Annotated in this window: 26 protein-coding genes; 12 read left to right on the plus strand and 14 right to left on the minus strand. The window is 71.0% G+C overall.

Features of this window, described 5'->3' with window-relative positions:
- Positions 1-361 precede the first annotated feature (361 nt).
- The 3 genes from OG322_RS05075 to OG322_RS05085 all read left to right on the plus strand — a co-directional run bounded on the left by OG322_RS05075 (position 362) and on the right by OG322_RS05085 (position 4,118).
- On the plus strand, positions 362-1,774 hold the full coding sequence (locus OG322_RS05075) for a family 2B encapsulin nanocompartment shell protein (protein WP_123463734.1): 1,413 nt from the start codon (positions 362-364) through the stop codon (positions 1,772-1,774).
- A gap of 105 nt (positions 1,775-1,879) precedes the next feature.
- Complete coding sequence (locus tag OG322_RS05080; RefSeq protein WP_329306103.1) at positions 1,880-3,205, plus strand: family 2 encapsulin nanocompartment cargo protein terpene cyclase; 1,326 nt, start codon at positions 1,880-1,882, stop codon at positions 3,203-3,205.
- A 16-nt stretch (positions 3,206-3,221) separates the two neighbouring features.
- Complete coding sequence (locus tag OG322_RS05085; RefSeq protein WP_123463729.1) at positions 3,222-4,118, plus strand: geranyl diphosphate 2-C-methyltransferase; 897 nt, start codon at positions 3,222-3,224, stop codon at positions 4,116-4,118.
- Between the two features lie 371 nt (positions 4,119-4,489).
- On the opposite strand, the gene OG322_RS05090 is transcribed toward OG322_RS05085, so the two are convergent.
- From OG322_RS05090 to OG322_RS05115, 6 genes are all read right to left on the minus strand, one after another.
- Positions 4,490-4,744: a hypothetical protein gene (locus OG322_RS05090; protein WP_123463728.1), complete on the minus strand. Its 255-nt coding sequence runs from the start codon at positions 4,742-4,744 to the stop codon at positions 4,490-4,492.
- 144 nt (positions 4,745-4,888) lie between these two features.
- Complete coding sequence (locus OG322_RS05095) at positions 4,889-5,485, minus strand: hypothetical protein (RefSeq protein WP_123463725.1); 597 nt, start codon at positions 5,483-5,485, stop codon at positions 4,889-4,891.
- Between the two features lie 14 nt (positions 5,486-5,499).
- Complete coding sequence (locus OG322_RS05100) at positions 5,500-6,663, minus strand: ROK family glucokinase (RefSeq protein ID WP_123463723.1); 1,164 nt, start codon at positions 6,661-6,663, stop codon at positions 5,500-5,502.
- 126 nt (positions 6,664-6,789) lie between these two features.
- Complete coding sequence (locus tag OG322_RS05105; protein WP_123463721.1) at positions 6,790-7,653, minus strand: ATP-binding cassette domain-containing protein; 864 nt, start codon at positions 7,651-7,653, stop codon at positions 6,790-6,792.
- Positions 7,650-8,702, minus strand: coding sequence for an ABC transporter permease (locus tag OG322_RS05110; RefSeq protein ID WP_123463719.1), 1,053 nt, complete (start codon positions 8,700-8,702; stop codon positions 7,650-7,652). Before OG322_RS05110 ends, OG322_RS05105 begins: the two co-directional genes overlap by 4 nt.
- Positions 8,699-9,712, minus strand: coding sequence for a sugar ABC transporter substrate-binding protein (locus OG322_RS05115; RefSeq protein WP_443066529.1), 1,014 nt, complete (start codon positions 9,710-9,712; stop codon positions 8,699-8,701). The genes OG322_RS05110 and OG322_RS05115 overlap by 4 nt, the downstream gene beginning before the upstream one ends.
- A gap of 388 nt (positions 9,713-10,100) precedes the next feature.
- Here OG322_RS05115 and OG322_RS05120 point away from each other — a divergent pair, with 388 nt between their 5' ends.
- Complete coding sequence (locus tag OG322_RS05120; protein WP_329306104.1) at positions 10,101-11,105, plus strand: Gfo/Idh/MocA family protein; 1,005 nt, start codon at positions 10,101-10,103, stop codon at positions 11,103-11,105.
- Between the two features lie 29 nt (positions 11,106-11,134).
- On the opposite strand, the gene OG322_RS05125 is transcribed toward OG322_RS05120, so the two are convergent.
- From OG322_RS05125 to OG322_RS05135, 3 genes are all read right to left on the minus strand, one after another.
- Complete coding sequence (locus tag OG322_RS05125) at positions 11,135-12,313, minus strand: cytochrome P450 family protein (protein ID WP_123463713.1); 1,179 nt, start codon at positions 12,311-12,313, stop codon at positions 11,135-11,137.
- An 85-nt stretch (positions 12,314-12,398) separates the two neighbouring features.
- Positions 12,399-13,121 (minus strand): response regulator transcription factor, encoded by a 723-nt coding sequence (locus tag OG322_RS05130; RefSeq protein WP_123466273.1) that lies wholly within the window; start codon positions 13,119-13,121, stop codon positions 12,399-12,401.
- Positions 13,118-14,335, minus strand: a complete 1,218-nt coding sequence (locus OG322_RS05135; protein ID WP_329306105.1) for a sensor histidine kinase — start codon at positions 14,333-14,335, stop codon at positions 13,118-13,120. Before OG322_RS05135 ends, OG322_RS05130 begins: the two co-directional genes overlap by 4 nt.
- A gap of 146 nt (positions 14,336-14,481) precedes the next feature.
- On the opposite strand from OG322_RS05135, the gene OG322_RS05140 reads away from it, so the two are divergent.
- Entirely contained in the window at positions 14,482-14,685 is a 204-nt protein-coding gene (locus OG322_RS05140; RefSeq protein WP_123463709.1) for a hypothetical protein, read from the plus strand.
- Between the two features lie 25 nt (positions 14,686-14,710).
- On the opposite strand, the gene OG322_RS05145 is transcribed toward OG322_RS05140, so the two are convergent.
- The gene (locus tag OG322_RS05145) at positions 14,711-15,640 is read right to left on the minus strand and encodes a DMT family transporter (RefSeq protein ID WP_123466271.1); all 930 of its coding nucleotides are present in this window, start codon (positions 15,638-15,640) and stop codon (positions 14,711-14,713) included.
- 153 nt (positions 15,641-15,793) lie between these two features.
- Here OG322_RS05145 and OG322_RS05150 point away from each other — a divergent pair, with 153 nt between their 5' ends.
- From OG322_RS05150 to OG322_RS05160, 3 genes are all read left to right on the plus strand, one after another.
- Entirely contained in the window at positions 15,794-16,438 is a 645-nt protein-coding gene (locus tag OG322_RS05150; protein WP_266413079.1) for a TetR/AcrR family transcriptional regulator, read from the plus strand.
- A gap of 135 nt (positions 16,439-16,573) precedes the next feature.
- Positions 16,574-17,008, plus strand: coding sequence for a hypothetical protein (locus OG322_RS05155; protein ID WP_148085542.1), 435 nt, complete (start codon positions 16,574-16,576; stop codon positions 17,006-17,008).
- A gap of 55 nt (positions 17,009-17,063) precedes the next feature.
- Positions 17,064-17,681: a TIGR03086 family metal-binding protein gene (locus OG322_RS05160; protein WP_266410692.1), complete on the plus strand. Its 618-nt coding sequence runs from the start codon at positions 17,064-17,066 to the stop codon at positions 17,679-17,681.
- Positions 17,682-17,694: 13 nt separating this feature from the next.
- Here the strand turns inward: OG322_RS05160 and OG322_RS05165 are convergent, their stop codons facing one another.
- Positions 17,695-18,318: a dihydrofolate reductase family protein gene (locus OG322_RS05165; RefSeq protein ID WP_266410693.1), complete on the minus strand. Its 624-nt coding sequence runs from the start codon at positions 18,316-18,318 to the stop codon at positions 17,695-17,697.
- 197 nt (positions 18,319-18,515) lie between these two features.
- On the opposite strand from OG322_RS05165, the gene OG322_RS05170 reads away from it, so the two are divergent.
- The 3 genes from OG322_RS05170 (at position 18,516) to OG322_RS05180 (ending at position 20,493) form a co-directional block, all read left to right on the plus strand.
- The gene (locus OG322_RS05170) at positions 18,516-19,268 is read left to right on the plus strand and encodes a 3-oxoacyl-ACP reductase family protein (RefSeq protein ID WP_123463698.1); all 753 of its coding nucleotides are present in this window, start codon (positions 18,516-18,518) and stop codon (positions 19,266-19,268) included.
- Positions 19,269-19,316: 48 nt separating this feature from the next.
- Entirely contained in the window at positions 19,317-19,547 is a 231-nt protein-coding gene (locus OG322_RS05175; protein ID WP_123463696.1) for a DivIVA domain-containing protein, read from the plus strand.
- Positions 19,548-19,662: 115 nt separating this feature from the next.
- Positions 19,663-20,493: an aldo/keto reductase gene (locus OG322_RS05180; protein WP_123463694.1), complete on the plus strand. Its 831-nt coding sequence runs from the start codon at positions 19,663-19,665 to the stop codon at positions 20,491-20,493.
- A gap of 25 nt (positions 20,494-20,518) precedes the next feature.
- Here OG322_RS05180 and OG322_RS05185 read toward each other — a convergent pair whose 3' ends face one another.
- The 3 genes from OG322_RS05185 to allB all read right to left on the minus strand — a co-directional run bounded on the left by OG322_RS05185 (position 20,519) and on the right by allB (position 23,404).
- Complete coding sequence (locus tag OG322_RS05185) at positions 20,519-20,848, minus strand: putative quinol monooxygenase (RefSeq protein ID WP_123463693.1); 330 nt, start codon at positions 20,846-20,848, stop codon at positions 20,519-20,521.
- A 94-nt stretch (positions 20,849-20,942) separates the two neighbouring features.
- On the minus strand, positions 20,943-22,058 hold the full coding sequence (gene alc, locus OG322_RS05190; RefSeq protein WP_329306106.1) for an allantoicase: 1,116 nt from the start codon (positions 22,056-22,058) through the stop codon (positions 20,943-20,945).
- Between the two features lie 2 nt (positions 22,059-22,060).
- Positions 22,061-23,404: an allantoinase AllB gene (allB, locus tag OG322_RS05195; RefSeq protein ID WP_329306107.1), complete on the minus strand. Its 1,344-nt coding sequence runs from the start codon at positions 23,402-23,404 to the stop codon at positions 22,061-22,063.
- Between the two features lie 324 nt (positions 23,405-23,728).
- On the opposite strand from allB, the gene OG322_RS05200 reads away from it, so the two are divergent.
- Positions 23,729-24,529: an IclR family transcriptional regulator gene (locus OG322_RS05200; protein ID WP_123463687.1), complete on the plus strand. Its 801-nt coding sequence runs from the start codon at positions 23,729-23,731 to the stop codon at positions 24,527-24,529.
- The last annotated feature ends 226 nt before the right edge of the window (positions 24,530-24,755 follow it).

Genomic DNA, 24,755 nt, shown 5'->3' on the forward strand with positions numbered 1-24,755 from the left:
CAGCTGCTTGCCGTAGCGGGCAGAGGGGTGACATCCCGGCGGTGAGCGCCCGACTGTGGCTTCTGGACCATCCCCGTGGGCGCGGCGGCGCGGGAGTCCTGGACGACGAAGGCCAGACCGGCCGCTTGCCGGAAAGCGTTGCCAATCGTGGCTGAATCCCGTCGGGACCAGGGCAAACATCACGCGGCCGCGATCATCGTATCGAGTTAATGTCAGCGGATTCCCTTGGTTCGGACGGCAAAGCGGCCATTAGTGTTCCTCTGGATCTGGACGGATTCCCCTTCGTATCCCCTGTATCCGTCCTGTTGTTCGGTGTGTTCGGATATGCCCGCCACCGCCCTGACCAAGGAGAGCTTGCCCGATGACTGTTGACCCGAGCGCGGAAACACGGTTGGAACTCCCCCGGCAATCCAGCCTGGGGACGGCGGCTGCCCGCAACCTCGCCACCACGACCAAGTCCGCTCCGCAGATGCAGGAGATCACCTCTCGCTGGTTGCTGCGGATGCTCCCCTGGGTGGAGACCAAGGGCGGGGCCTACCGGGTGAACCGTCGCCTGGCCTACACCGTCGGCGACGGGAGGGTGGATTTCATCCAGGACGGCGCCGACGTCCGGGTGATCCCCCAAGAGCTGGGTGAACTGGCCCTTCTGCGTGACTTCGACGATGTTGAGGTACTGACCGCCATCGCCGATCGGTGCGTCCAGCGAGACTTCCGGACCGGCGAGACACTGGTCGAGCGAGGGGCGCCCGCGGATCAGCTCCACCTGATCGCCCACGGCCGCATCGGCCAGACCTCCGTGGGCAATTACGGCGACGAGGTCGCTCTGGACGTACTCGCGGACGGCGACCGGTTCGGAGAGCACGCCCTGCTGGACGGGGACGCCCGGTGGGAGCACACCGCCATCGCCGAGACCTCGGGCACACTGCTCACCCTGTCACGCGCCGACTTCGCAGCCGTGCTCTCCAACGCTCCGAGCCTCCGGGACCACCTCGAAGAGTTCGCCTCACGCGCCCATCAGCGCCAGAACCATCGCGGTGAGGCGGAGATCGCGATGTCGGCCGGCCACGTCGGCGAGCACGCGCTGCCCGGCGCCTTCGCCGACTACGAACTGAAACCGCGCGAGTACGAACTCTCCGTTGCCCAGACCATCCTGCGGATCCACACGAGGGTCGCCGACCTCTACAACGGGCCGATGAACCAGACGGAGGAGCAGCTCAGGCTCACCATCGAGGCGCTGCGCGAGCGCCAGGAGCACGAACTGGTCAACAACCGGGAGTTCGGCCTGCTCCACAACGCCGACTTCAAGCAGCGCATCCAGACGCACTCCGGCCCGCCGACCCCGGACGACCTGGACGAACTGCTCTGTCGCCGCCGGGGTTCCAAGTTCTTCCTCGCGCACCCCCGGACGATCGCGGCGATCGGGCGAGAGTTCAACTCGCGCGGACTCTACCCGGATCACGTAGACCTCGGCGGCCAGCAGGTCCCGGCCTGGCGCGGGGTTCCGATCCTCCCCTGCAACAAGATCCCCGTCACACAGGAGCGGACCAGCTCGATCCTCGTCATGCGTACCGGCGTGGAGAACCAGGGCGTCATCGGTCTGCACCAGACCGGCCTGCCGGACGAGTACGAGCCGGGTCTCTCGGTCCGCTTCATGGGCCTCGACGAGAAGGCGATCACGTCCTACCTCGTCACTACCTACTATTCCGCCGCCATCCTCGTGCCGGACGCGGTCGGCGTGCTGGAGAACGTGCAGATCGCCCGCCGGCCCAAGTAGTTGTCCCGGCCCGTACGGCGTGGTGCGACGCCCCGGACTCAGCGGATCGATCGCGCGGCGCCCGGAGACCTCCGGACAACCGCCCACCCCACCAAGGAGCCATGGATGCCCGCGCCTGAGCTGCCACCTCCGCAGTCGAGCCTGCCGGAGGCCGCTTCCCGCTTCGGGGCTCACGTACTCGCTGAAGCCGCGGCCCGCGCCCGCGACGTCAAAGCCGCTACCAGCAGCCCGCCCTGCGCGCCTTCCCCGCCCACCCCGCCTGCGATTGCCCAAGCGGCACCGCCTGCCCCCGCCGTGCCGTCAGCCGCGATGCCGGCAGCGGGTGCCGACCGGGGACAGATCCTGCGAGGGCCAACCGGCCTGGGCACCACGAGCCTGCGCGTGATCCTGCGGGGCGAGCTCCCGACGCCGTCGGCGGCCGCGGCGCAAGGCAGTGCGGAAGGCGCCTTGGAAGGCAAGGTGATCCCGGGCCTCTACCACCACCCGATCCCCGAGCCCGACCCGGTGCGGGTCGAGGAGGTCAGCCGAAGGATCAAGTCCTGGGCCCTGGACGAGGTCGCCCTGTATCCCGAGGACTGGGAGGAGCAGTTCGACGGCTTCTCCGTGGGCCGCTACATGGTCGGTTGCCATCCGGACGCACCCAGCGTCGACCACCTGATGCTCGCCACACGCCTGATGGTGGCCGAGAACGCGGTGGACGACTGCTACTGCGAGGACCACGGCGGGTCGCCCATCGGCCTCGGCGAACGGCTTCTGCTGGCGCACACCGCGCTCGACGCCCTGCACACCACCGCGGAGTACCAGCCGCAATGGGCGAAGTCCCTCCACGCGGACGCGCCTCGGCGCGCCTACCACTCCGCCATGGCGTACTTCGTCCGAGCCGCCGGCCCCTCCCAGGCGGACCGGCTCCGGCACGACATGGCCCGGCTGCACATGGGTTACCTCGCCGAAGCGGCCTGGGCGCAGATGGACCACGTCCCGGAGGTGTGGGAGTACCTGGCGATGCGCCAGTTCAACAACTTCCGCCCCTGCCCCACCATCACCGACACCGTCGGCGGCTACGAACTTCCGGCGGACCTGCACGCCCGACCGGCCATGCAGAAGGTCATCGCTCTGGCGGGAAACGCGACGACCATCGTGAACGACCTGTACTCGTACACCAAGGAACTGGACGCGCCGGGCCGGCACCTGAACCTGCCCGTCGTGATCTCCGAACGCGAGGGGCTCTCCGACCGCGACGGCTATCTGAAGTCGGTCGAGATCCACAACGAGCTCATGCACGACTTCGAGACCGCGGCCGCGTCCCTGGCCGCCGACCTCCCCGTCCCAGGTGTGCAGCGCTTCCTTGGCGGCGTGGCCGCCTGGGTCGACGGCAATCATCACTGGCACCAGTCGAACACCTATCGCTACAGCCTGCCCGACTTCTGGTAAGAGAATGGACTCATCCGTGACCAACGCCGAACTCACCGCCACCACCCCCGCATCCATCTCCACCTCGCTGCGGATCCCCAGCCCGGCGACGCCCTATCAGGGCGACATCGCCCGCTACTGGGACGGCGAGGCGAGGCCCGTGAACCTGCGTCTCGGCGATGTCGACGGCCTCTACCACCACCACTACGGCATCGGTGAGGTCGACTCCTCCGCACTCGGCGACACCGGGGACGGCGCGAGCGAGAAGAAGCTGATCTCCGAGCTCCACCGACTGGAGTCGGCGCAGGCCGAGTTCCTCCTGAGTCACCTCGGCGACATCAAGCGGGAGGACACCCTGCTGGACGCCGGCTGCGGCCGCGGCGGCTCGATGGTGATGGCGCACCAGCGCTTCGGGTGCAACGTCGAGGGTGTCACGCTGTCGGCCAAACAGGCCGACTTCGCCAACGGCCGGGCCCGTGAGCTCGGTATGCAGGACCATGTCCGGGCGCGCGTCTGCAACATGCTCTCCACACCGTTCGAGACCGGGTCGGCAGCGGCCTCGTGGAACAACGAGTCGAGCATGTACGTCGACCTCCACGACCTGTTCGCGGAACACTCCCGCGTCCTTGAGGTCGGCGGTCGCTACGTGACCATCACCGGCTGCTGGAACCCGCGGTACGGCCAGCCCTCGAAGTGGGTCTCGCAGATCAACGCGCACTTCGAGTGCAACATTCACTCGCGCCGGGAGTACCTCCGCGCCATGGCCGACAACCGCCTCGTGCCGCAGGCCGTCATCGACCTCACCCCCGACACCCTGCCCTACTGGGAGCTGCGGGCCACGTCCTCGCTGGTGACGGGAATCGAGGAGGCGTTCATGAACTCCTACCGGGACGGGTCGTTCCAGTACCTCCTCATCGCAGCCGACCGCGTCTGACCTCCCGCTGACGGGAAGGGCCGCCGACAGTACGGGCCCTTCCCCCCGGCCGTCCGGCGCCGAAGGCAGGGGTGCAACTCCCCCTCGTCGAGCCGGCACGACACCCTGATCCTCTGGTCAGTGACTCGGCGCCGGGACCGCTCGGGACGCGGAGGGCGTCGTCCGGCCGGTGCAGGCAACCGCGAAGCGACGGACGCGGGCGGCGTCTGCGGGCGCCTTGAGGTGACACCCGGCGAGGATGAGGACTGAGGCCAGACCGGGGCGCGCCTGGGCGCGCGTCTGCCCGGCGGCTGCAAACGCATGGTGGAGACGTTCGAGGAACGGGCGAGGGCCCGCCCCTCGCGGGACGGGCCCTGCGTGGTGCAAAAGGATCAGTGACCGCGAAGGTACTCGGCGTAGAAGAAGCCGCGCTCGGCCTTCAGGTGCTCCTTGTTCTCCTTGGCATAGGTGATGCCGTACGGGCCACCGAGGTTGAAGAACTCGGCGTTCGAGCGCGAGGCGTCGATCGACTGGTAGCCCGCGAGGATCTTGCCGGACTCCCCGCCGTCGTCGGCGACGGCCGGGGCGGCGGCCATGAAACCTGCTGCGGCAACCGTGGCCAGGGTGATTGCGATACTGCGAAGCATGTGACTCCCTCTGCGATACGTCACGAATGGTGCGGGCGAAATCACCATGAACCGGACACGGAGCCGACTCAAACAGGCACGTCGGTCCAGGACGAGGAAGGCACCGAACGAGACGCAATTACTCCAATCGCCCCGGGGCGGGGGTCACGGGGTGGCCGCGGACACGACATACACGACAGGTGCCATCGGGTCGGTCATGTCGACGGTGATGTCCTGAGTGGGGCGCGGGTCCTCGTTGGTGTGCGTGGTTCCCGCCCATACGACGCCGTCGCCGAAGTACCAGCCCGCGACCTTCGTGTCGCGGTCGCCGACGGTTACCTTGCCCGCGGTCAGGGCCGCGCGGCCGGTGCCGACCTGGGTCAGGAACCGGTCGAGGCCGTTGGACGTGGTGCGGAACTGCACGTACATCCGGCTGGCCTTCCAGTTGTTGGTCTCGTAGTACTGGACCTCCACCGCATCACCGGGGATCGGGACCTCGAAGATCCGGCGCAGCATCCGGGACGGCCAGCCCTCGCGGAGCCCCTGCGCCGCGGCCTCGGCCGCCTTGTCCTGGCCGGAGCGGCGGCTCTGCCCCGCGGAGATCAGCAGATATCCGGCCGGGATGCCGATGAGCAGCACGATGATGGTCGCCGTGATCAGGCGTCGGCGGATCGTTCTGCGCCGGTCCTGCGGCGGCCTCCCGTCGCCCTGCTCGGGCGGCGGGGACTGACGCGGCACGACGGGGTGCTCGGCTGCGGTCATGGGTCTGGGCGTCCCTAGGAAGTGCGGGTGTTGCGCGTATTACGGATGGTGCTCGCCGCCTGGTCGTAGATCTGTGCGTACCGCTCGTACCGCTCGACGCGGCGGCGGTTGGTACGGCGGAATCTGCGGGCCACCAGCCGGGCGAGGTCGGCGGCGCCGACCATACCCGCCTCGGGGCCGAGCTGCGCCTTCGCGATCCGCGCCTCGGGGCGGTAGCCGCGGCCGGTGAGGTGGCGTTTGAAGGCGTCCCTGGCCGGTCCGATCAGCAGGTCGTCGGCGGCGCTGACACCGCCTCCGATGACGAAGCAGGAGGGGTCGAGCGCGGCGGCCAGATTGGCGATGCCGACGCCGAGCCACTGGCCGATGTCCTGGAGGAGCTCGATGCACATCGCATCGCCCTCGCGGGCCAGTTCGGTGATGAGCGGTCCGGTGATGTCGGGGATGTTGCCCTTGACCCGCTCGATGAGTCCGTGGGCCACCGGGGAGTCCGCCGCGGCCAGCTCCCTGGCCTCCCGGACGAGTGCGTTCCCGGAGCTGTACTGCTCCCAGCAGCCGCGGTTGCCGCAGGGGCAGCGGTGGCCGCCGGGCACCACCTGCATGTGGCCGAACTCACCGGCGACGCCGTACTTGCCGCGCTTGACCTGACCGTCCTCCAGGATGGCCCCGCCGATGCCGGTACCGAGGGTGATCATGACGAGATGGTCCTCGCCGCGTCCCGCGCCGAAGCGCCATTCGGCCCAGGCGGCGGTGTTGGCGTCGTTGTCGACCATGACCGGGACGACGAGCCGGGAGGCGATGGCGTCCCGCAGGGGTTCGTCGCGCCAGGCGAGGTGCGGGGCGAACAGCACCTTGGAGCGGTCCGCGTCGACCCAGCCGGCCGCGCCGATGCCCACCGCGTGCACGTCGTGGCGGTCGGAGAGGTCCAGGACCAGCTCGACGATGGTGTCCTCGACGACCTTGGGGCTCTTGGACTTGTCCGGCGTCTCGGTGCGCAGGGTCTCCAGGATGTTGCCGTCGGCGTCGACGACGCCGGCCATCACCTTCGTCCCCCCGATGTCGATGCCGACGGTGGGGACCCGCGGCGCGGTGAGGTGCGAGCGCCGCTCCCGGGTGCCGACGGTCCGCAGGACGGTGGCGCGGGCGGAGCCGCGGTGTGTGAAGTCGCGGTACGTGCTCATCGTCCCTGGGGGGTCGGGGGTGGCCGGGGTCGAGGTGATCCCGGGCGGCGGGCGGCGCCCGTCGGCCCCGATTCTGCCACTGCCGGGGGGACGGGGCTGCCGGACCCGGTCGACCGGCCAGTCGGACTACGGGGTGTCGTCCTTCGCCGGGGGCCCGCCCCGCAGGTCCGGGCCGGGGGTCCGCTCCAGCTCGTGGCTGAGCTCCTCCAGCTCGCTGCCGCCCGCCATCTGGCGGGTGAGCTCGTCCAGCGTGATGCTGCCCCTGGTGTGGCTGCCGGCCATGGCACCGCGCTTGAGCAGCACGAAGCGGTCACCGACGAGATACGCGTGGTGCGGGTTGTGCGTGATGAGGACCACGCCCAGTCCCGCGTCCCTGGCGGCCGCGACGTACTTGAGGACGACGCCGGACTGCTTGACGCCGAGCGCCGCGGTCGGCTCGTCCAGGACGAGCACCTTGGCGCCGAAGTGGACGGCCCGTGCGATGGCCACGCACTGGCGCTCGCCGCCGGACAGGGTGCCGATGGGCTGGTCGACGTCGCGCAGGTCGATGCCCATCCGGAGCAGCGCGGAGCGGGTGGTCTCGCGCATCAGCCGGACGTCGAGGCGCTTGAAGGGGCCCGCGCCGGTCGTCGGCTCGGAGCCGAGGAAGAAGTTCCGCCAGACCGGCATCAGCGGGACCACGGCGAGGTCCTGGTAGACCGTGGCGATGCCCCGGTCCAGGGCGTCGCGCGGGTTGGCGAGCGTGGTCTCCTCGCCGTCCACGAGGAAGCGTCCGGCGTCGTGCCGGTGCAGACCCGCGATGATCTTGATGAGGGTGGACTTGCCGGCGCCGTTGTCACCGAGGACGCAGGAGATCTCGCCCGCCCGGACCTCCAGCGAGACGTCCTGGAGCGCCTTGATGCTGCCGTAGAACTTACTGACGTGGTCGAGCTCGACCAGCGCCTGCCGGTCGGTCTCCGCCGGCCCGTTCGATGACTGGGGGGCCGTCATTTCGTCGCCTCCGCGCGCTTGCGTACCCATGCGTTGAGCAGGGTGGCCAGGAGCAGCATGGCTCCGAGGAAGAATTTGAACCAGTCCGGGTTCCACTCCGCGTACACGATGCCCTTGCCGGTCATGCCGAAGATGAAGGCACCGACCGCCGAGCCGATCGCGGAGCCGTACCCGCCGGTGATCAGGCAGCCGCCGATGACGGCCGCGATGATGTACGTCAGCTCGTTGCCGACGCCCTCGCCGGACTGCACCACGTCGTAGCTGAACAGCAGGTGCTGACCGGAGACCCAGGCGGCGAAGGCCACCCCGAGGTAGAGCCCGATCTTCGTACGGATCACCGGGACGCCGACCGCGCGGGCCGCGTCGGCCGCGCCGCCGACCGCGTAGATCCAGTTGCCGAAGCGCGTGCGGAGCAGGATCCAGGTGGCGACCGCGACGAGGACGGCCCACCACAGGATGGTCACCTTGAGCTCGACGCCGCCGACGGTCCACTCCGAGGCGAAGATCTTGCGGGCCGAGGCGAAGCCCTCCATGTCCCCGATGGTCTTCGTCGAGACGGTCCTGCTGATCAGCTTGGTGAAGCCGAGGTTGAGGCCCGTCAGCATCAGGAACGTACCGAGCGTGATGATGAAGCTCGGTAGTTTGGTACGGGTCAGCATGAAGCCGTTGAACGCGCCGATGGCCAGGGTGACCAGCAACGACACAAAGACGCCGACCCAGACGTTGGCGGTCATCTGGTAGCTGAACATCGACGAGATCAGCGCCGAGCTGGTGACCATCACACCCGCGGAGAGGTCGAACTCGCCACCGATCATCAGGAGCGCGACCGGCGCCGCCATGATCCCGATGGTGGAGGCCGCGTAGAGCACGGTGCCGAAGCTGGTGGCGCGCAGGAAGCTGTCGGCCACGATCGAGAAGAAGAGGAAGACGGCCACGGCCCCGACGAGCGAACCCAGCTCGGGGCGGCCGAGCAGTTTGCGCAGCGGCGAGGTGCGCAGCAGCCGCTCGTCCGCCCCGGCGGGAGCGGGCTGCCCCGGCGTCGCGGTCATCGCGTTCCCCGCTTGGTGTACTCGGCCAGCTGGGCGGCGTCCTTCGAGGTGATGACCTGGGGGCCGGTGAGGACCGGACGGCCACCGCCGAGCACATTGCGGTTGTATCGGTAGAGCCAGAGCAGGTCGACGGCCTCGTACCCCTGGAGGTAGGGCTGCTGGTCGACGGCGAAGCCGAGGGTCTTGGCCTGGAGCTCGGTGGCGACCTTGGCGTTCAGGTCGAAGGTGTCGATCTCGGCCTTGCTGCCTGCGGTCTGCTTCGCCTTGACGGCCGCGTCCGCGAACGGCGCCCCGAGCGTGACGACCGCGTCGATGTCCTTGTCGGCCTGGAGCTTTGCCTCGATGGAGGCCTGGACGTCCGGCATGTTGGTGCCCTCGACGTACAGGCTCTGCATCTCGCCGTCGAAGGCCTTCTTCGCTCCGGCGCAGCGCTGCTCATGGCCGACGTTGCCCTGCTCGTGAAGGATGCACAGGGCCTTCTTGCGGCCGCGCTTGTTGAGCTCCTCGCCGACGGCCTCGCCCGCGATGGACTCGTCCTGGCCGATGTGGGTGAGCGCGCCGAACCGCTTGGATTCCGCGGAGCCCGAGTTCACCGTGATCACCGGAATGCCGGCCTTGGTGGCCTTGGCGACGACGTCCTTCATCGCGTCGGGCTTGGCGAGCGTGACGATCAGCCCGTCGACCTTCTTGTCGATGGCGGCCTGGATCAGCTGGGCCTGCTGCTGCGCCTCGTCGTTGTGCGAGTACAGGAAGTTGATGTTGTCCTTGCCGGCCGCCATCTTGGCGCCCTTCTGGACGATGTCCCAGAAGGTGTCTCCGTCGCCCGAGTGGGTGACCATGGCGAAGGTCCAGCGGGGCGTGTTCACCGCGGACCGGCCCTCGGCGGCGGCCTGCGCCGCCCGGTCCTCCGCCCGCTTGCCGCCGGTGCTGCTGCATCCCATGAGGGAAGCCCCGAGCACCGCCGCAAGCACGGCACCCATCGCACGTACCCCTGTCCGAACCCTTGCCACGACTCCGTGCCCTTCTCGTGCTGCTCGTTGTGCTGCTGGTGGAGCCGGGGCCCGTACGGTCCCGGTCCGGCTGGGCAAGTATCCCCGAGCCGCCGCCACGGCCGCCCGGCAGGGCGCGGCGCAGGTGTCGGGTCGGGGCGCGTACGGCGCCGGGGGCGGCCGTGTGCTGCCGTCGTCACCGTACGAGAAGCCGGGAAGCCTCCGACACCGTACGGAAGTCGCGGGGCGCTGTCACCGTGCGGGGAGGCGGAAATCGAAGGAGTGGGGCGGGGCCCCGCGGGGTTTTCCCGGCCGTGGCAGCGGGTGGTCGCGACCGCACCCCGACACAGAAGTGGCTTTGTCAGGACATATAGTTGACAGCGCTGCCGGTGACCGGCACGTTGGGTCCATGCGCATCGGACTCATCGGCACCGGCCGGATCGGCTCCTTCCACGCGGGCGTGCTGTCCCGCCACCCCTCGGTGGACGCCCTGGTGGTGACGGACACCGCCCCGGTCCGCGCGGCCGAGGTCGCGCACCGGACCGGGGCGAGCGCTGTCGGCTCCGCCGCGGAGGTGTTCGGCGCGGGCGTGGACGCCGTGGTGATCGCCTCGGCGACCGCCGCGCACGCCGAGCTGATCGGCCGGGCCGCGCGGGCCGGACTGCCCGCGTTCTGCGAGAAGCCCGTCGCCGTCGACCTGGCGGGCACGCTGGACGCGCTGCGCGAGACGCAGGAGGCGGGGAGCGTGCTCCAGCTGGGGTTCATGCGCCGGTTCGACGCGGGGTACACGGCGGCGCGCGCCGCCGTGCGCGGCGGGGTCCTCGGCAGACTGCACACCGTCCGGACGGTGACCTCCGATCCGGCGCCACCGCCCGCGGCCTATCTGCCGCTCTCCGGCGGGCTGTACCGGGACTGCCTGATCCATGACTTCGACATGGTGCGCTGGGTGACGGGCCGCGAGGTGGCGCGGGTGTACGCCACCGGCTCGGACAGCGGGCCGCCGATGTTCCGCGAGGCCGGCGACGTGGACACCGCGGCGGCGCTGCTGACCCTGGACGACGGCACGCTCGTCACGGCGACGGCGACCCGCTGCAACGGCGCCGGGTACGACGTACGGATGGAGCTCGCCGGCGAGCTGGACCAGCTCGCGGTCGGCCTGGACGACCGCACCCCGCTCACCTCCGCCGAGCCGCAGGGCCCCGCCGCCCCGACCAAGCCCTGGCCGGGCTTCCTGGAGCGCTTCGCCCCGGCGTACGAGGCCGAACTGGACGCTTTCGTAAGGCTGGTGCGAGGCGAGGCGGCCAATCCGTGCGACGGCCGGGAGGCCTTGCACGCCCTGCGGATCGCGGAGGCCTGCGAGGTGTCGCGCCGGGAGCGCCGGCCGGTGGAGCTGTCGGAGATCCCCGGGAGCTGAGGGCGGTCGCGCGAAAGGCCCCCTCTGTCTCACCAGCGCACAGGGAGCCGTCGCACCCCGCGGATCAGCATGCCGGGCAGCCAGTCCGGCTCCCCGGCATCCGGATCGAGCACGAGTCCGGGGCACCGCTCCAGCAACGACCGGATCGCGATGCGGCCCTCCATCCGGGCCAGCGGCGCGCCCATGCAGAAGTGGATCCCGTGCCCGAAGGCCAGGTGCCCCTGCGCGTCGCGGCGGATGTCGAACCGGTCCGGATCCGGGTAGCGGCCGGGGTCGCGGTCGCCGCCCGCCAGGGCGACCAGGACCGGATCACCGGCGGCGATGGCGGTGGAGCCGATCATGACGTCCTCCCGGGCGAACCGGAAGGTGGCGGTCTCCACCGGCCCGTCGTAGCGGAGCATCTCCTCGACCGCCCCGTCGATCAGTCCGAAGTCGGCCCGCAGGGCTGCCAGTTGCTCGGGGTGATCGAGCAGGGCCCGCACCCCGTTGGAGATCAGGTTGACCGTCGTCTCATGGCCGGCGACGAGCAGCAGGAAGGCCATGCCGACCAGTTCGTCGGGCGACAGCGCGTCGCCGTCCTCGTACCTGGCGGCGATCAGCGCACTCAGCAGGTCGTCGCCCGGCGAGCAGCGCTTGTCCTCGATCAGCTCGGCGAGATAGCCGCCCATGGCGTGGACCGCGTCGCTCTCCTCCTGCGCACCGGCCGGTGAGACCACGTCGTTCGACAGCCGGCGAAAGGCGTCCCGGTCCAGGTCGGGCACGCCGATGAGTTCGCAGATGACGGTCATGGGCAGCGGGAAGGCGAGTGCGTCGATGAGATCAGCCTGCCCGGCGGGCAGCATCGCGTCGAGCAGTCCGTCGGTGATCTGCTGCACGCGGGGCCGCAGCGCCTCGATCCGGCGGGCGGTGAACTCCCGGGCGACCAGCTTGCGCAGCCGGGTGTGGTCGGGTGCGTCCATCTCCAGCATGTTGGCGTTGATCGGGTTGCCCGCACCCGTCTGGCCGGGCAGCGTCCGCCAGTCCTTGCCGAACCGCTGGTCGGCCAGGACGGCGCGCCCCTCGTCGTACCCGACGACGAGCCACACCCGGTCGAAGTCGTCGGTCCGGACGGTGTGCACCGGACCTTCAGCGCGCATCTTCGCGTAGTACGGATACGGATTCGCGGTGAAGTCCGCGACCCCGCGCAGATCTGCATCGACATCGGACATGGGCCCGCCCTCCCGGTCTGATCGGCCCTGCCGCCAGGACCGGCCGCTTCAGCGTATGCCGCCGGGCCCGGTCCGGACGAAGGGTTCAGGACAGGCCGTGTCCCTCACCTTCGTCCAGCAGGCCCGCGTCATGGACCAGCAGGGCGATCTGGACGCGGTTGTTGAAGTCGAACTTGGCGAGAATCCGCGATACCTGGGTCTTCACCGTGGCCACGCTCAGATAGAGCGCCGCGGCGATCTCGGCGTTGGAACGGCCGTGCCCGACGGCGATGGCCACCTCGCGTTCCCGTTCGGCGAGCAACGTGAGGCGCCGGCGGGCCCGTTGTGCGCGGTCCGCCTTCTCCTCCCGGCCGGGGCCTGCCGCGCGGGCCATGAGCTGCCGGGTGACCGCGGGCGACAGGACCGGGTCACCGGCCGCCACACGACGCACGGAGTCGACGATCTGCCCGGGCGGGGTGTCCTTGAGTACGAAGCCGGCCGCTCCGGCACGGATCGCGCGCAGCACCTGTTCGTCGGCGTGGAACGTGGTCAGGACGATGACCTCGGGTGCGTCCGGGCGGCCGCGCAGCACCTCGGTGGCGGTCAGCCCGTCCATGACCGGCATCCGGATGTCCATCAGGACCACGTCCGGCCGGAGCCGTTCGACGAGTCCGGCTGCCTCGCTGCCGTCGGCCCCCTCGCCCACGATGTCGATGTCGGCGGCGCCGCCGAGCATCAGGGTGAGCCCGGCCCGTACGAGCGGGTCGTCGTCGACGATGAGCAGCCGGACGGGCCGGGCCGCGGGAGGGGTGGGAGTCGGGGTGGTCATGACGGCCACGGTAGCCAGGCCCGGACCCCGAACCCACCGCCCGGTTCCGGTCCGTGGTCCAGGCGGCCCCCGGCGAGGGTGGCCCGTTCGGTCAGGCCGATGAGTCCCTGGCCCGATCCGGGCACCTGCTCAAAGGGTTCGGTGGGGGCCGGGTTGCGCACCGCGACGGTGATGCCCTGCCCCGGGCCGCCGCTGACGGTGACGGTGACCTCGGCGCCCGGTGCGTGCTTACGGGCGTTGGTCAGGCCCTCCTGGGCGATGCGGTAGACGGTGCGGCCGGTGGCGGCGGGCGCCGCGGCCGGGTCGGCGAGGTGGTTGTCGAGGACGACCTCCATCCCGGCCAGGCGGGATTCGGCGATCAGCGCGGCGAGCGTGGCGAGGGTGGGCTGCGGCCGGTCGCCCTCGCTGTCCCGGGGGCTGCGCAGCACCCCGATGATCTCGCGGAGGTCCTGGAGCGCCTCGTGCGCGCTGTCCCGGATGACCCCGGCGGCGCGGGCCACCTCGGCCGGGGGTGCGTCGGGCCGGAACTCCAGGGCCCCGGCATGGACGCTGAGCAGGGTCAGCCGGTGGGCGAGGACGTCGTGCATCTCGCGGGCGATGTCCTCGCGGGCCAGCCGCTGTGCCTGTTCGGCGCGGAGCGCGGCCTCGGTCTCGGCGCGCCGGGCGCGCTCGCGCAGCGTGACGACGAGCTGGCGTCTGGACCGTACGACCATGCCCCAGCTGAGCACCAGCAGGATCAGCAGGACCCCGACGATCGTGGACGCGAGGAACGAGGTGTCCGGGTCGGGGCGCAGGTAGGGCTGGATGGGGGCGACGGCCAGGGCGCCCGCGCCGACGAGGGCGACGGGGCGGAACGGCCGGTGCACGGCCACGCTGAACAGTGCCACCAGCAGCGCTCCGGCCGCGACGGGCTCCACGGTGGACAGCACCGTCATCGCCACCGCGAGGCCGATCGGCCACCGCCGCCGGAACCACAGCGCGCAGCAGGCCACGGCGCCGATCAGCGAGTCGATGAGGACGATGCCCTCGGGTGTGCTGGGGTCCGCCTCGATCGTGGCGACGGTCAGCAGCCCGATGCCCGCCGCGCAGAGGATCGCCGTGATGTCGACGATCCAGTCGCGGACGGTACGGCGGGAACGGGCGCCCCGGTCGCCGGGCAGCTCGGGGTCGGCCATCGCCGAGGGCAGCAGCCAGGGGTACTCCGTGCGGGTCATATCGACAAAACTACGCAGTGGAACCGCGGCTTCCGGCGGTTCGGGGCCGGGAGGCGACCAAAGTCGCGGAAGGGAAGACTTTCGGCCGAGCGGCGCAGACAACCGGCCGACGCGGCGGCGGTGTCCCGGCCGCCAGGCTCGCTCCCATGAAGAAACTCTGCGAGACGGTCGGCTTCCTGGTCTTCGCCCAGGGTGCCGGGGGGCTGCTCCACGAATGGTTCGGCTGGTTCCACTTCTTCGGTCTGGTGCAGCGGCTGCCGTTCATCGGCGGGTACTCGGTGTCTGTCAGCATCGTGCTGGTGGTGACGGGGATCGCCGTCATGATCGCTTCGGACGCGGTCAAGGAGTAGTGACGTCCGCGCCGCGGCGGCCCGGTCAGGGCGCGGCCGTGGCCGCGGCCACGCTGCGACGCCCCCAGGCCGTGCCCGCCAGCACCAGGACCGCGCCCGCCACTCCGAGGACGCCGAGGCGTTCGCCGCCGATCGCGATGCCGACGGCGGCGGCCCACAGGGGTTCCGTACCGAGCAGCAGACTGACCCGGGACGGCGAGGTGCGGCGTACGGACCACATCTGCACGAAGAACGCGAAGAGCGTGCAGAAGACCGACAGGAAGAGCAGCCCGCCCCACTCACGGACGCCGAATCCGGCCGCGACCGACCACGGCGACTCGCCGGTTCCGGGGACGGCGGCCAGCAGCGCGAAGACGGCGACCGCACTGCCGAGCTGGACGGTGGTCAGCGACAGCGAGTCCGCCGACCGGACGGACCTGATGCGCGCCATCAGCAGTACGTGAAGCGTGCGGGCGAGAGCGGCCACGAGCATCAGCAGATCGCCCGCCGACGGGCTGGTGAATCCGCCGCCCTGGGTCAGCAGCACCACGCCGGCCACGGAGAGCGCGGCGGCGGCGAGGAAGGTCCCGGTGGGCCGGACGCGGGTCACCGCGGCCTCGGCGAGCGGGGTGAAGATCATGGTGAGGCTGATGATGAGCCCGGCGTTGGTCGCCGAGGTGTGCACGATGCCGTACGTCTCCACCAGGAAGATCCCGCTGAGCACCAGGCCCAGCAGCCCCGCGCCCCGCCACTGGGCCGCGCTCAGCGCCACCAGCCGACGCCGTCCGGCGATCACCAGGACGGGCAGTACGACGGCGAACCTGAGCACGAGCACGGCGATGACGGTCTGCGCCGTGGTGATGCCCTTGGCGGCCAGATAGCTGGAACCCCAGACCACCGCGACCAGCAGGACGGGCAGATCGGTGAGCCACGCCCGGCGCGGCGGCGCGAGGGCGGGCACGGCGATTGAGGACACCCTGATCTCCTGGTTCTCCACAGGCATGGTGTGGAGACCTCACTGGCTCGCACGCGGAACGATGACGGTACCGGCCGCCCTCCTACAATGGCGAGCCCCGGGACCGGTCCGACAGCAGCCGCCCCGTACCCCACCGAGCACGGAGTCGCCCAGATGGCGGGAGCACGCCAGGACGGAAGGGTCGAACGGGGCAACCGCACCCGGCAGCTGGTTCTCGCGCACGCGGCCGCGGTCGCCTCGGTGGAGGGCCTCGAAGGCCTGTCCCTGGGCCGGCTCGCCACCGAGCTCCGGCTGAGCAAGAGCGGCGTGTTCGCTCTCTTCGGCTCCAAGGAGGAGCTCCAGCTGGCCACCGTGCGCACCGCCGTCGCGGTGTACGACGAGCATGTCGTACAGCCGGTACGGGCCGTTCCGGCCGGGCTGGGGCGGGTCCGGGAGCTGTACGAGCGCTGGATCGCGTACTCGGAGCGGCGGGTGTTCCCGGGGGGCTGCTTCTTCTACGCGGCCATCGCCGAGTTCGACGCGCGCGAGGGCGCGGTGCACGACGCGGTCGTGGCGGCACAGGCCGGCTGGGTCGCCTTCGTGGAGCGCCGGATCGAGGAGGCGCGGGTGCTGGGCGAGATCCGGGAGGACTGCGACGTCCCCCAGCTCGCCTTCGAGATCATCGCGTTCCTGGAACTGGCCAACGGCGACTCGGTGCTCCGTGACAGCTCCGAGGGCTACACGAGGGCGGCGCGCGCGATCCTGGGGCGGCTGCGGGCGGTGGCGACGGACGCGTCGTCGCTGCCCGGCACCGGATAGAACCGCCGCCCCCGAAGCCTTTGCCGACGGCCCTTCCGAAATTAATAGCACGATCGTTCGTTCAATTGTATGGTCACGGGTATCCGCCGCGGAGCACCGCGGCGGCCGGCCGAACCGTGCGGGGAAGGACCGCCCGTGCCGCACATCCTCCGGAGCACGCAGTGGCAGGGCGGCCCCGCTGCCCGGACGGTGGGGCCAGGGGCCGAAGTGGTCGTCGGCGTCACCGAGTTCGTCACGCACCGCCCCTGGAGCACGTTGCCCGTCGGGGCCGCGGGCCTGCGGTTGCGCCGCACCTGGCCGCTGACGCCGGGCGCGGTCGGCATGTGGCTGTGGGTGGACGTGGGCCCCCGGATGAACCGTTCCGGTTCGATCACCGTCTGGACCGCCCACGAACATCTGCTGGGCTTCGTCGCCCGCCCGGACCACCGGCGGATCGTCAGCGACCACCGGGCCCGCGGCACCCTGCGTTCCGCGACCTGGACGGCCCCGTTCACCAGCCCCGCAGCACTGCGTGAGTCCGCCTGGCGGCTCGTCTCCAAAACGGCTCCCTGGCCCGCGTCGTCGGGCTGACTCCCCCGCCGCCCCGCCACCACCATCCGACAGCCTGACGAAGGGAACCCCGACCATGGACATCGTGCAGCTCGACCGGGCCGCAGTGCTGGAATCCGTGCGCATCGTGGAGAGCGCGGGCCCCGCCGACTGGGACCGGCCGACCCCCTGCTCCCGCTGGACGCTGCGCCGCCTCGTGGAGCACATGGGCGCCCAGCATCTCGGGTTCGCCGCCGCCTCGCGGGGAGAGGGGGCCGGTGCGGCCGTCTGGGAGACCCGCCCGGCCGGGGACGATCCGGCCGCCCGGTATCGCGAGGCGGCCGACGCGGTATTGGAGGCGTTCGCCGAACCAGGCGTGCTGGAGCGGCGGTTCGCGCTTCCGGAGATCGACGCCGCCGCGACGTTCGCCGCAGCCACCGCGATCGGGTTCCACTTCATCGACTACGTCGTGCACTCCTGGGATGCGGCGGCCTCCCTCGGGATGCGGACCGCCTTCCCTCCGGATGTCGTCGAGGCCGCGCTGCCGATCGCCCTGCGCGTCCCCGGCGGGGAGCGGCGTGAGCGCCCGGGCGCGGCCTTCCGGCCCGCCCTGCCCTGCGACGAGGGGGCGGGAGGTGACCGCGCGGACACCTTCCGGCTCGTGCTGTCGACGCTCGGCCGTTCGCCGGACTGGAGCCCGCCGCAGGGGAGTTGACCGCGGCGGCCACTCACGTACCGTCCGGGACGGAACCGAACGCGGCCCGCCCGGTGGGCCGGTAGGTGTTGATCGCGATGCCGTTGGGGGTCGTGCGGGAATCGATCACCTCGAAGGCGGTCGGCGGACCGCCGTCCGTGAACAGCCGCCTGCCGCGGCCGAGCACGACCGGGTGGACCAGCAGGTGGTACTCATCGATCAGGCCCTGCGCCATCAGGGACCGGGCGAGCTCGCCACTGCCGTAGATCTGCAGCTCGCCCCCGTGCGTGCGCTCCTTGATCCGGGCGACCTCCGCGGCGACATCGGTGGAGATCACGGTGGTGTGCTCCCATTCGGCCTTCTCCAGCGTGGTCGAGACGACGTACTTGGGATACCGGTTGAGCCGGGAGGCGATGGGGTTACCGGGGTCGGTGACCCCCGGCCAGTACCCCGCGAAGATGTCGTAGGTACGCCTGCCCAGCAGGAAGGCCGCCGAGCGGTCGAACACCTCCGTGACGAACCGCGTCAGGCCCTCGTCCATGACCGGGGCCTGCCAGCCGCCGTACTCGAATCCTCCACTCGGGTCCTCCTCGGGGCCGCCGGGGGCCTGCATGACGCCGTCGAGCGTCAGAAAGGTGATGAGGCTCAGTTTCGCCACGGTCCTGCTCCTTCGAAATGGCCGCGGATTCCGCTTCCATCTGTTCCGACCCCCGCGCGGGCCGCAACTCATCGACCGGCCCCGGCCGCCGTAGCGGAGTGGGCGTCCGTTTACCGCCGGTATCCGGTCCGCCGAAGAACTTTCCTTGTCCTTGTCAGCCAACCGGCCACACCACCGGCAACGGACAGGACCCCCTGATGAACAGCACCAGCAGCGTCAGCTCGAACCGCGTCGCTCTCGTCACCGGCGGCAGCCGCGGCATCGGCGCGGCGACCGCCCTGCGGCTCGCCCAGGACGGCGCCGATGTGGCACTGACCTACGCCCGGGACGAAGCCGCCGCCCAGGAGGTCGTGCGGAAGATCGAGGCGTGCGGCCGCCGCGCGGTCGCACTGCGCGCCGACTCGGCCGACCCAAAGGCCGTCCCGGCGGCGGTGCACCGGACGGCGGAGACCTTCGGCCGGCTCGACATCCTGGTCAACAACGCGGGTATCGGCGTCCTCGGCCCCATCGACACCCTCACCACCGCCGATGTCGACCGGGTGCTCGCCGTCAACGTGCGGGCCGTCTTTTTGGCGTGCCGGGCGGCGGCCGGGGTGATGGAGCGCGGCGGCCGCATCATCTCCCTCGGTACGGCGATGAGCCGGTTCGCGGGCGGACCGGGCGGCACGCTCTACGCGATGAGCAAGTCGGCACTGTCGGGACTCACCAAGCCGCTCGCCCGGGAGCTCGGCGCGCGCGGGATCACCGTCAATCTGGTCCAGCCCGGACCGGTGGACACCGACCTCAACCCGGCCGACGGCCCGTTCGCCGCCGGGCAGCGGGCCGCGACCGCACTGGACCGGTTCGGTACGGCCGGTGAAGTGGCGGCGCTCATCGCCTACTTGGCCGGTGACGAGGCCGCGTACATCACGGGGACGGAGATTCTGGTGGACGGTGGCCACGCCGCCTGAGTTCCGTGGCAGGGTGGGACGGACTGTTTCCGTCCGGGAGGGGCACCCATGTTCGCGTCACGCGGGGAGTACGAACGTCCGCTGCACGAGGAGTTCGGATTCCGCATCGCCCGGCGCGGATATGACCGCGATCAGGTCGACGCCTACATCACCCGGCTCCGCAGCGGCTCCCCGCCGGCCGATGTCGTGGGCTTCGAGCTGGTCCGCCGCGGCTACGAGCAGAGCCGGGTGGACGAGGTCATCGCCCAGTTGCACCGCGAGGCGGGCCGGGGGCGGTGAGCCGGCCCGCCCGGCTCCGCCCCCGCGCCGTCCCTCGCCCCTGACCTGCCGCTCGCCCCTGCCGGGCCTACGCTGGCCGGGCAAGGGAGGCAGCCGTCCGGCGAGAGGGAAGATCATGTCCGAGACCCCGGTGCACACCCTGAACGACGGCCGTACCGTCCCCGCGGTCGGGCTCGGCACCTGGCCGCTGGACGACGACGCGGCGGAGCGGGCCGTCGCCGGGGCTCTGGGGCTCGGCTATCGGCTCGTCGACACCGCGCTCAACTACGGCAACGAGAGCGGCACCGGACGCGGGATCGCCCGCAGCGGCGTGCCCAGACAGGACGTCTTCGTCACCACCAAGGTGCCGGGCCGCCACCAGGGGTACGAGAAGACGCTGGCCTCTTTCGAGGAGTCCCGCCGCAACCTCGGACTCTCCTATGTGGACCTCTATCTCATCCACTGGCCGCTGCCCCGCGTCGATCTGTACGTGGACACCTGGAAGGCGATGATCCGCCTCCGCGAGGAGGGGCTGGTGCGGTCGATCGGGGTCTCCAACTTCACCGCGGGCCACCTCGGCCGGCTGGAGCGCGAGACGGGGGTGCTGCCCGCCGTCAACCAGATCGAGATGCATCCGCGGCTGCCGCAGGAGGAGCTGCGGGCCGTGCACGCCGCCAAGGGCATCGTCACGGAGAGCTGGAGCCCGCTGGGCCGGGGCCGCGATCTGCTCGCCGATCCCGGGCTCGTCGCCATCGCCGGGACGCACGGCGTGACGCCGGGGCAGGCGGTGCTGCGCTGGCACACCCAGCTCGGAGCCGTACCGGTCCCGAAGTCGGCCGACCCGGGACGGCAGCGCGAGAACCTGGACCTCTTCGGCTTCGAGCTGACGGCGCACGAGCTGGCCCGCATCTCGTCGGGGCCGCAGGAGCGGTTCGGCGGGGACCCCGAGACGCACGAGGAGTTCTGAGCGGCGCCGCGGCGGGCGGCGCCGCTCAGCTCGTGCGCGGCTGAAGCTCCGCCATCCGGGACCAGCCCTCGCCCGGCACCTCGACGTTGATGATCTCCGGCGTCTCCGCCACCAGCTCCGCCATCCGGTCCATGGCCGCGGCGAAGTGCTCGGACTTCACGTGGGCCGCGCCCGCCTCGGCGGACGCGAACGCCTCCAGCAGCACGAACTGGTCCGGGTTCTCGACGCTGTACGACCAGTCGAAGAACACGTTGCCCGGCTCCTGCCGGGTGGCGAGGGTGAAGTCCTCGACGGCCGGGAGCCATTTGTCGCGATCGGCGCTGCGGACGGTGAACCTGACGGCGATGAAGATCATGAGGACTCCTGCTCGGGACGTGCGGCAACCCGGGCAGGGTCCCGCATCCCCACCGTATCCCCCGAATACGGACAGCCGCCGGAGGGGGGCCGGGTCAGCCGCCCAGCTCGACATGGCGCGCGGTCAGCCGCCGCGCGCCCTGCTCGGTCAGTGAGCCGTGGAGCCGCAGCCGGGAGATCCCGCCGTCCGGGAAGATGTCGATCCGCACCTGCTCGGCGCGTACGGCTGCCGACAGGACGAAGCGGTGGTCGGTGTCGGGCTGCAGGCGGGTCCTGGGCAGGATCTCGGTCCAGTCGCCGCCCTCTCCGTCACGGGCCGAAAGGCTCGCCCAGCCCGCCGAGTTGCCCTTCAGGTACGCAGTGTCGATCTCGACGGCCCGGATGTCCGCCTGCTCGACGAGGCGGTAGCGGATCCAGTCGTTTCCCTTGTCCCGCCGTCGGCGGGTCTCCCAGCCGTCGTCCATCTTGCGGGACCGGCCGGGCTGGATGGTGTTGGTCGCCGGGGAGTAGAAGCGGTCGGAGGCGTCCTCCACCCGGCCGCCGTTCTCCAGCGCGACGAGGTCGAAGGTGCCGAGCGCCGTCAGCCAGGCGGGATCCGGGGCGACTTCGCCGTACACCCGGAGCCGGGCTATGCCCCCGTCGGGGTGCTGGTTGACCCGCAGATGGGTGAATCGCTGTCCCGCGTCGACGGCGAATCCGTTGGCCGCGTGGCCGCCGATCGCCGTACGGGGTACGAGCGTTGTCCACTTCACGTCGGGCGCGCGCAGGTCCTCGGGCGACGGGGAGCCGGGCAGCGAGACCGCTTCGACCGAGACGGCCTGGGGGTAGTTGCCGCGGAAGTGGGCGGTGTCGACGACGATCCCGTGCACCACACCGGGCGCGCCGAGGCGGACCAGCGCCCAGTCGTGGTCCGCGTCCACCGGGTGGGGCTGCACGGCGCTCACGCCGCGGCGGCGGCGGGTCTCCCAGCCGTCCATGATCTTGCCCTTGTGCCCGAAGCGCTCCGGGTCGAAGTGGGCCGGCTCCGGCTTCAGCAGGTTCTCGCGCTCCGCGAAGAACTCGTCGTTGGCGGCGATCACGCCCGCGCCGAGGCGGCGGTCGGCGAGGTCCACGAGGTGGGTGAACGGGAAGTCTGCGGTGCGGTAGTCGGCGTACGGGTCGCCGCCGCCGTACGGGTTCGCGTCGCCGGTGAAGTGCGCTGTCGCCGTCATGGTCAGCGGTTCCTTTCGAGGAGGCGGCCGGTGGGTCCGGCCAGGATGCCGTCCGACGCGATCCGTACGCCGCGCAGCCAGGTGGACCTGACGACACCGTGCAGGGTCCGGCCGGCGTACGCGGTGACCTGGTTGCGGTGGAACAGCTCGGCCGGGTCGACGGTGAAGGTGGCGTCGGGCGCGAGGACGGCGAAGTCGGCGTCGCGGCCGGCCTCGATCGCACCCTTGTCGCGCAGCCCGGCCAGTTCGGCGGGGGCCGCCGACATCCAGCGGGCGACGTCGTCGAGCGAGTGGCCACGCCTGCGGGCCTCGGTCCAGATGGCGGGCAGTCCGAGCTGGAGGGAGGAGATGCCGCCCCACGCCGAGGCGAAGTCCGGCGTCTTGAGGTCGGTGGTGCAGGGGGAGTGGTCGGAGACGATGCAGTCGATGGTGCCGTCTGCCAGCCCCTCCCACAGCGCGTCCTGGTTGGCCGCCTCACGGATGGGCGGGCAGCACTTGAACTCGGTGGCGCCGTCCGGGACCTCCTCGGCGGTGAGAGTGAGGAAGTGCGGGCAGGACTCGACCGTGACGCGTACGCCCTCGCGCTTGGCGGTGGCGATCAGCGGCAGTGCGTCGCTGGAGGACAGGTGCAGCACATGGACGCGGGCGTTCAGCCGCTTGGCGTGGGCGATCAGCCCCTCGATCGCGGTGTTCTCGGCGTCGCGCGGCCGGGAGGCGAGGAAGTCGGCGTAGGCGGGGCCGCCGCGCTGCGGGGCGGACGCCAGGTGGTGCGGGTCCTCGGCGTGCACGATCAGGAGCCCGCCGAAACCGGCGATCTCCGCCATCGACCGGGCCAGCTGCTCCTGGTCCAGCTCGGGAAACTCCTCCACGCCGGAGGGCGACAGGAAGCACTTGAAGCCGAAGACCCCGGCCTCGTGCAGCGGGCGGAGGTCCTTGACGTTCGACGGGACGGCGCCGCCCCAGAAGCCGGTGTCGATGTGCGCCTTGGGGGTGGCCACCCGCTGCTTGACCCGCAGGTGCTCGACGGTGGTGGTCGGCGGGAGCGAGTTGAGCGGCATGTCGAGCAGGGTGGTGATCCCGCCGGCCGCGGCGGCGCGGGTGGCGGTGTGGAAGCCCTCCCACTCGGTGCGCCCGGGGTCGTTCACATGGACATGGGTGTCCACCAGACCGGGCAGCAGGACATCGTCGCCGAAGTCCTCCAGCCGGGCACCCGCGGGCACCTCCGCGTCGTACGCCAGGACGGCGTCGATCTTCCCGTCGGCGACGGCGACCGCCGCGGGCCGTGTCCCCCCGGGAGTGACGACGCGCGTCGAGCGCAGTACCAGCTTCACGTCCGTACCGGACACCCGTGCTCCCCACTTCAAAAATTCAACGAACTGTTGAAGGAGTCTTCACTCGCGAAAGCGGCCCGTCAAGACCCCGCACTTCGCGTCGGCCACCCAGCGGACCACCCGGGACGTCGACTGGAGATTTCCACAAAGTAAAAGTCTAATTTCGGAGAGTGGAACGTAGAATAGGCCAGGCACGGTGCCGCAGAACCGCCGGTCCGCCTGTGGGCACCCGGACAAACGGGCCCTGACCGGCCAGGACGCCGCCCTGGAACAGTGCGCCGACCGGGAAGCGCCCGGTAGGCTGCTGCCTTGCTCTTCCGCTTCGAAAGGACCGTTGACGTGCCGCCGTCCCACGCCAGCACATCCGACTCCAAGCCCGCCGGACCCAGCGGTGGTGTGCAGTCCCTTGAGCGCGCCTTCGATCTGCTGGAACGGATGGCCGATGCGGGGGGCGAGGTCGGTCTGAGTGAGCTCTCCGCGAGCAGCGGACTCCCGCTGCCCACCATTCACCGGCTGATGCGCACTCTCGTGGTCTGCGGATACGTACGCCAGCAGCCCAACCGGCGTTATGCGCTCGGCCCGCGGCTGATCCGGCTCGGCGAGTCCGCCTCACGGCTGCTCGGCACCTGGGCCCGCCCGTATCTCGCACGGCTGGTCGAGGAGACCGGCGAGACCGCGAACATGGCGCTGCTCGACGGCGACGAGATCGTGTACGTGGCGCAGGTGCCGTCCAAGCATTCGATGCGCATGTTCACCGAGGTGGGCCGGCGGGTGCTGCCGCACTCCACCGGTGTCGGCAAGGCACTGCTCGCGCACACCCCGCCGGACGAGGTACGGGCGCTGCTCGCGCGCACCGGGATGCCGGCCGCCACCGAGAAGACGATCACCACCCCCGACGGCTTCCTGGACGCGCTGGACCAGGTCCGCAGGGCCGGCTACGCGGTGGACGACAACGAGCAGGAGATAGGGGTCCGCTGCCTCGCGGTCTCGGTACCCAACTCACCCACCTCGGCCGCGATCTCGATCTCGGGTCCGGCGGGCCGGGTGACCGAGGCGGCCACCGAGCGGATCGTGCCGATCCTCCAGCAGGCCGCCAAGGAGCTCTCCGAGGCACTGGCCAGCAGCGGGACGTCCGGCTGAGACGTCTTGCACGAACGGTGAGGGGTGACCCGGAGCCTCCCAAGCCCATGGCGCGAGTCCGACTCTCGTCACCCGTTCCATGACGAGGCCCAGGTCAGTCACCTGGGCCTTGTTCGTTGCCCGGACGGCCTTTACTGCGATCCCCCCTCTGCCCGCACAGGACCCGGGAGCGCCGAACGCGACAACCGGCCCCAGCGGCTTGCCCACACCACACGCCCCAGCAAAC

The organism is Streptomyces sp. NBC_01260, from assembly GCF_036226405.1.
Taxonomy (GTDB): domain Bacteria; phylum Actinomycetota; class Actinomycetes; order Streptomycetales; family Streptomycetaceae; genus Streptomyces; species Streptomyces laculatispora.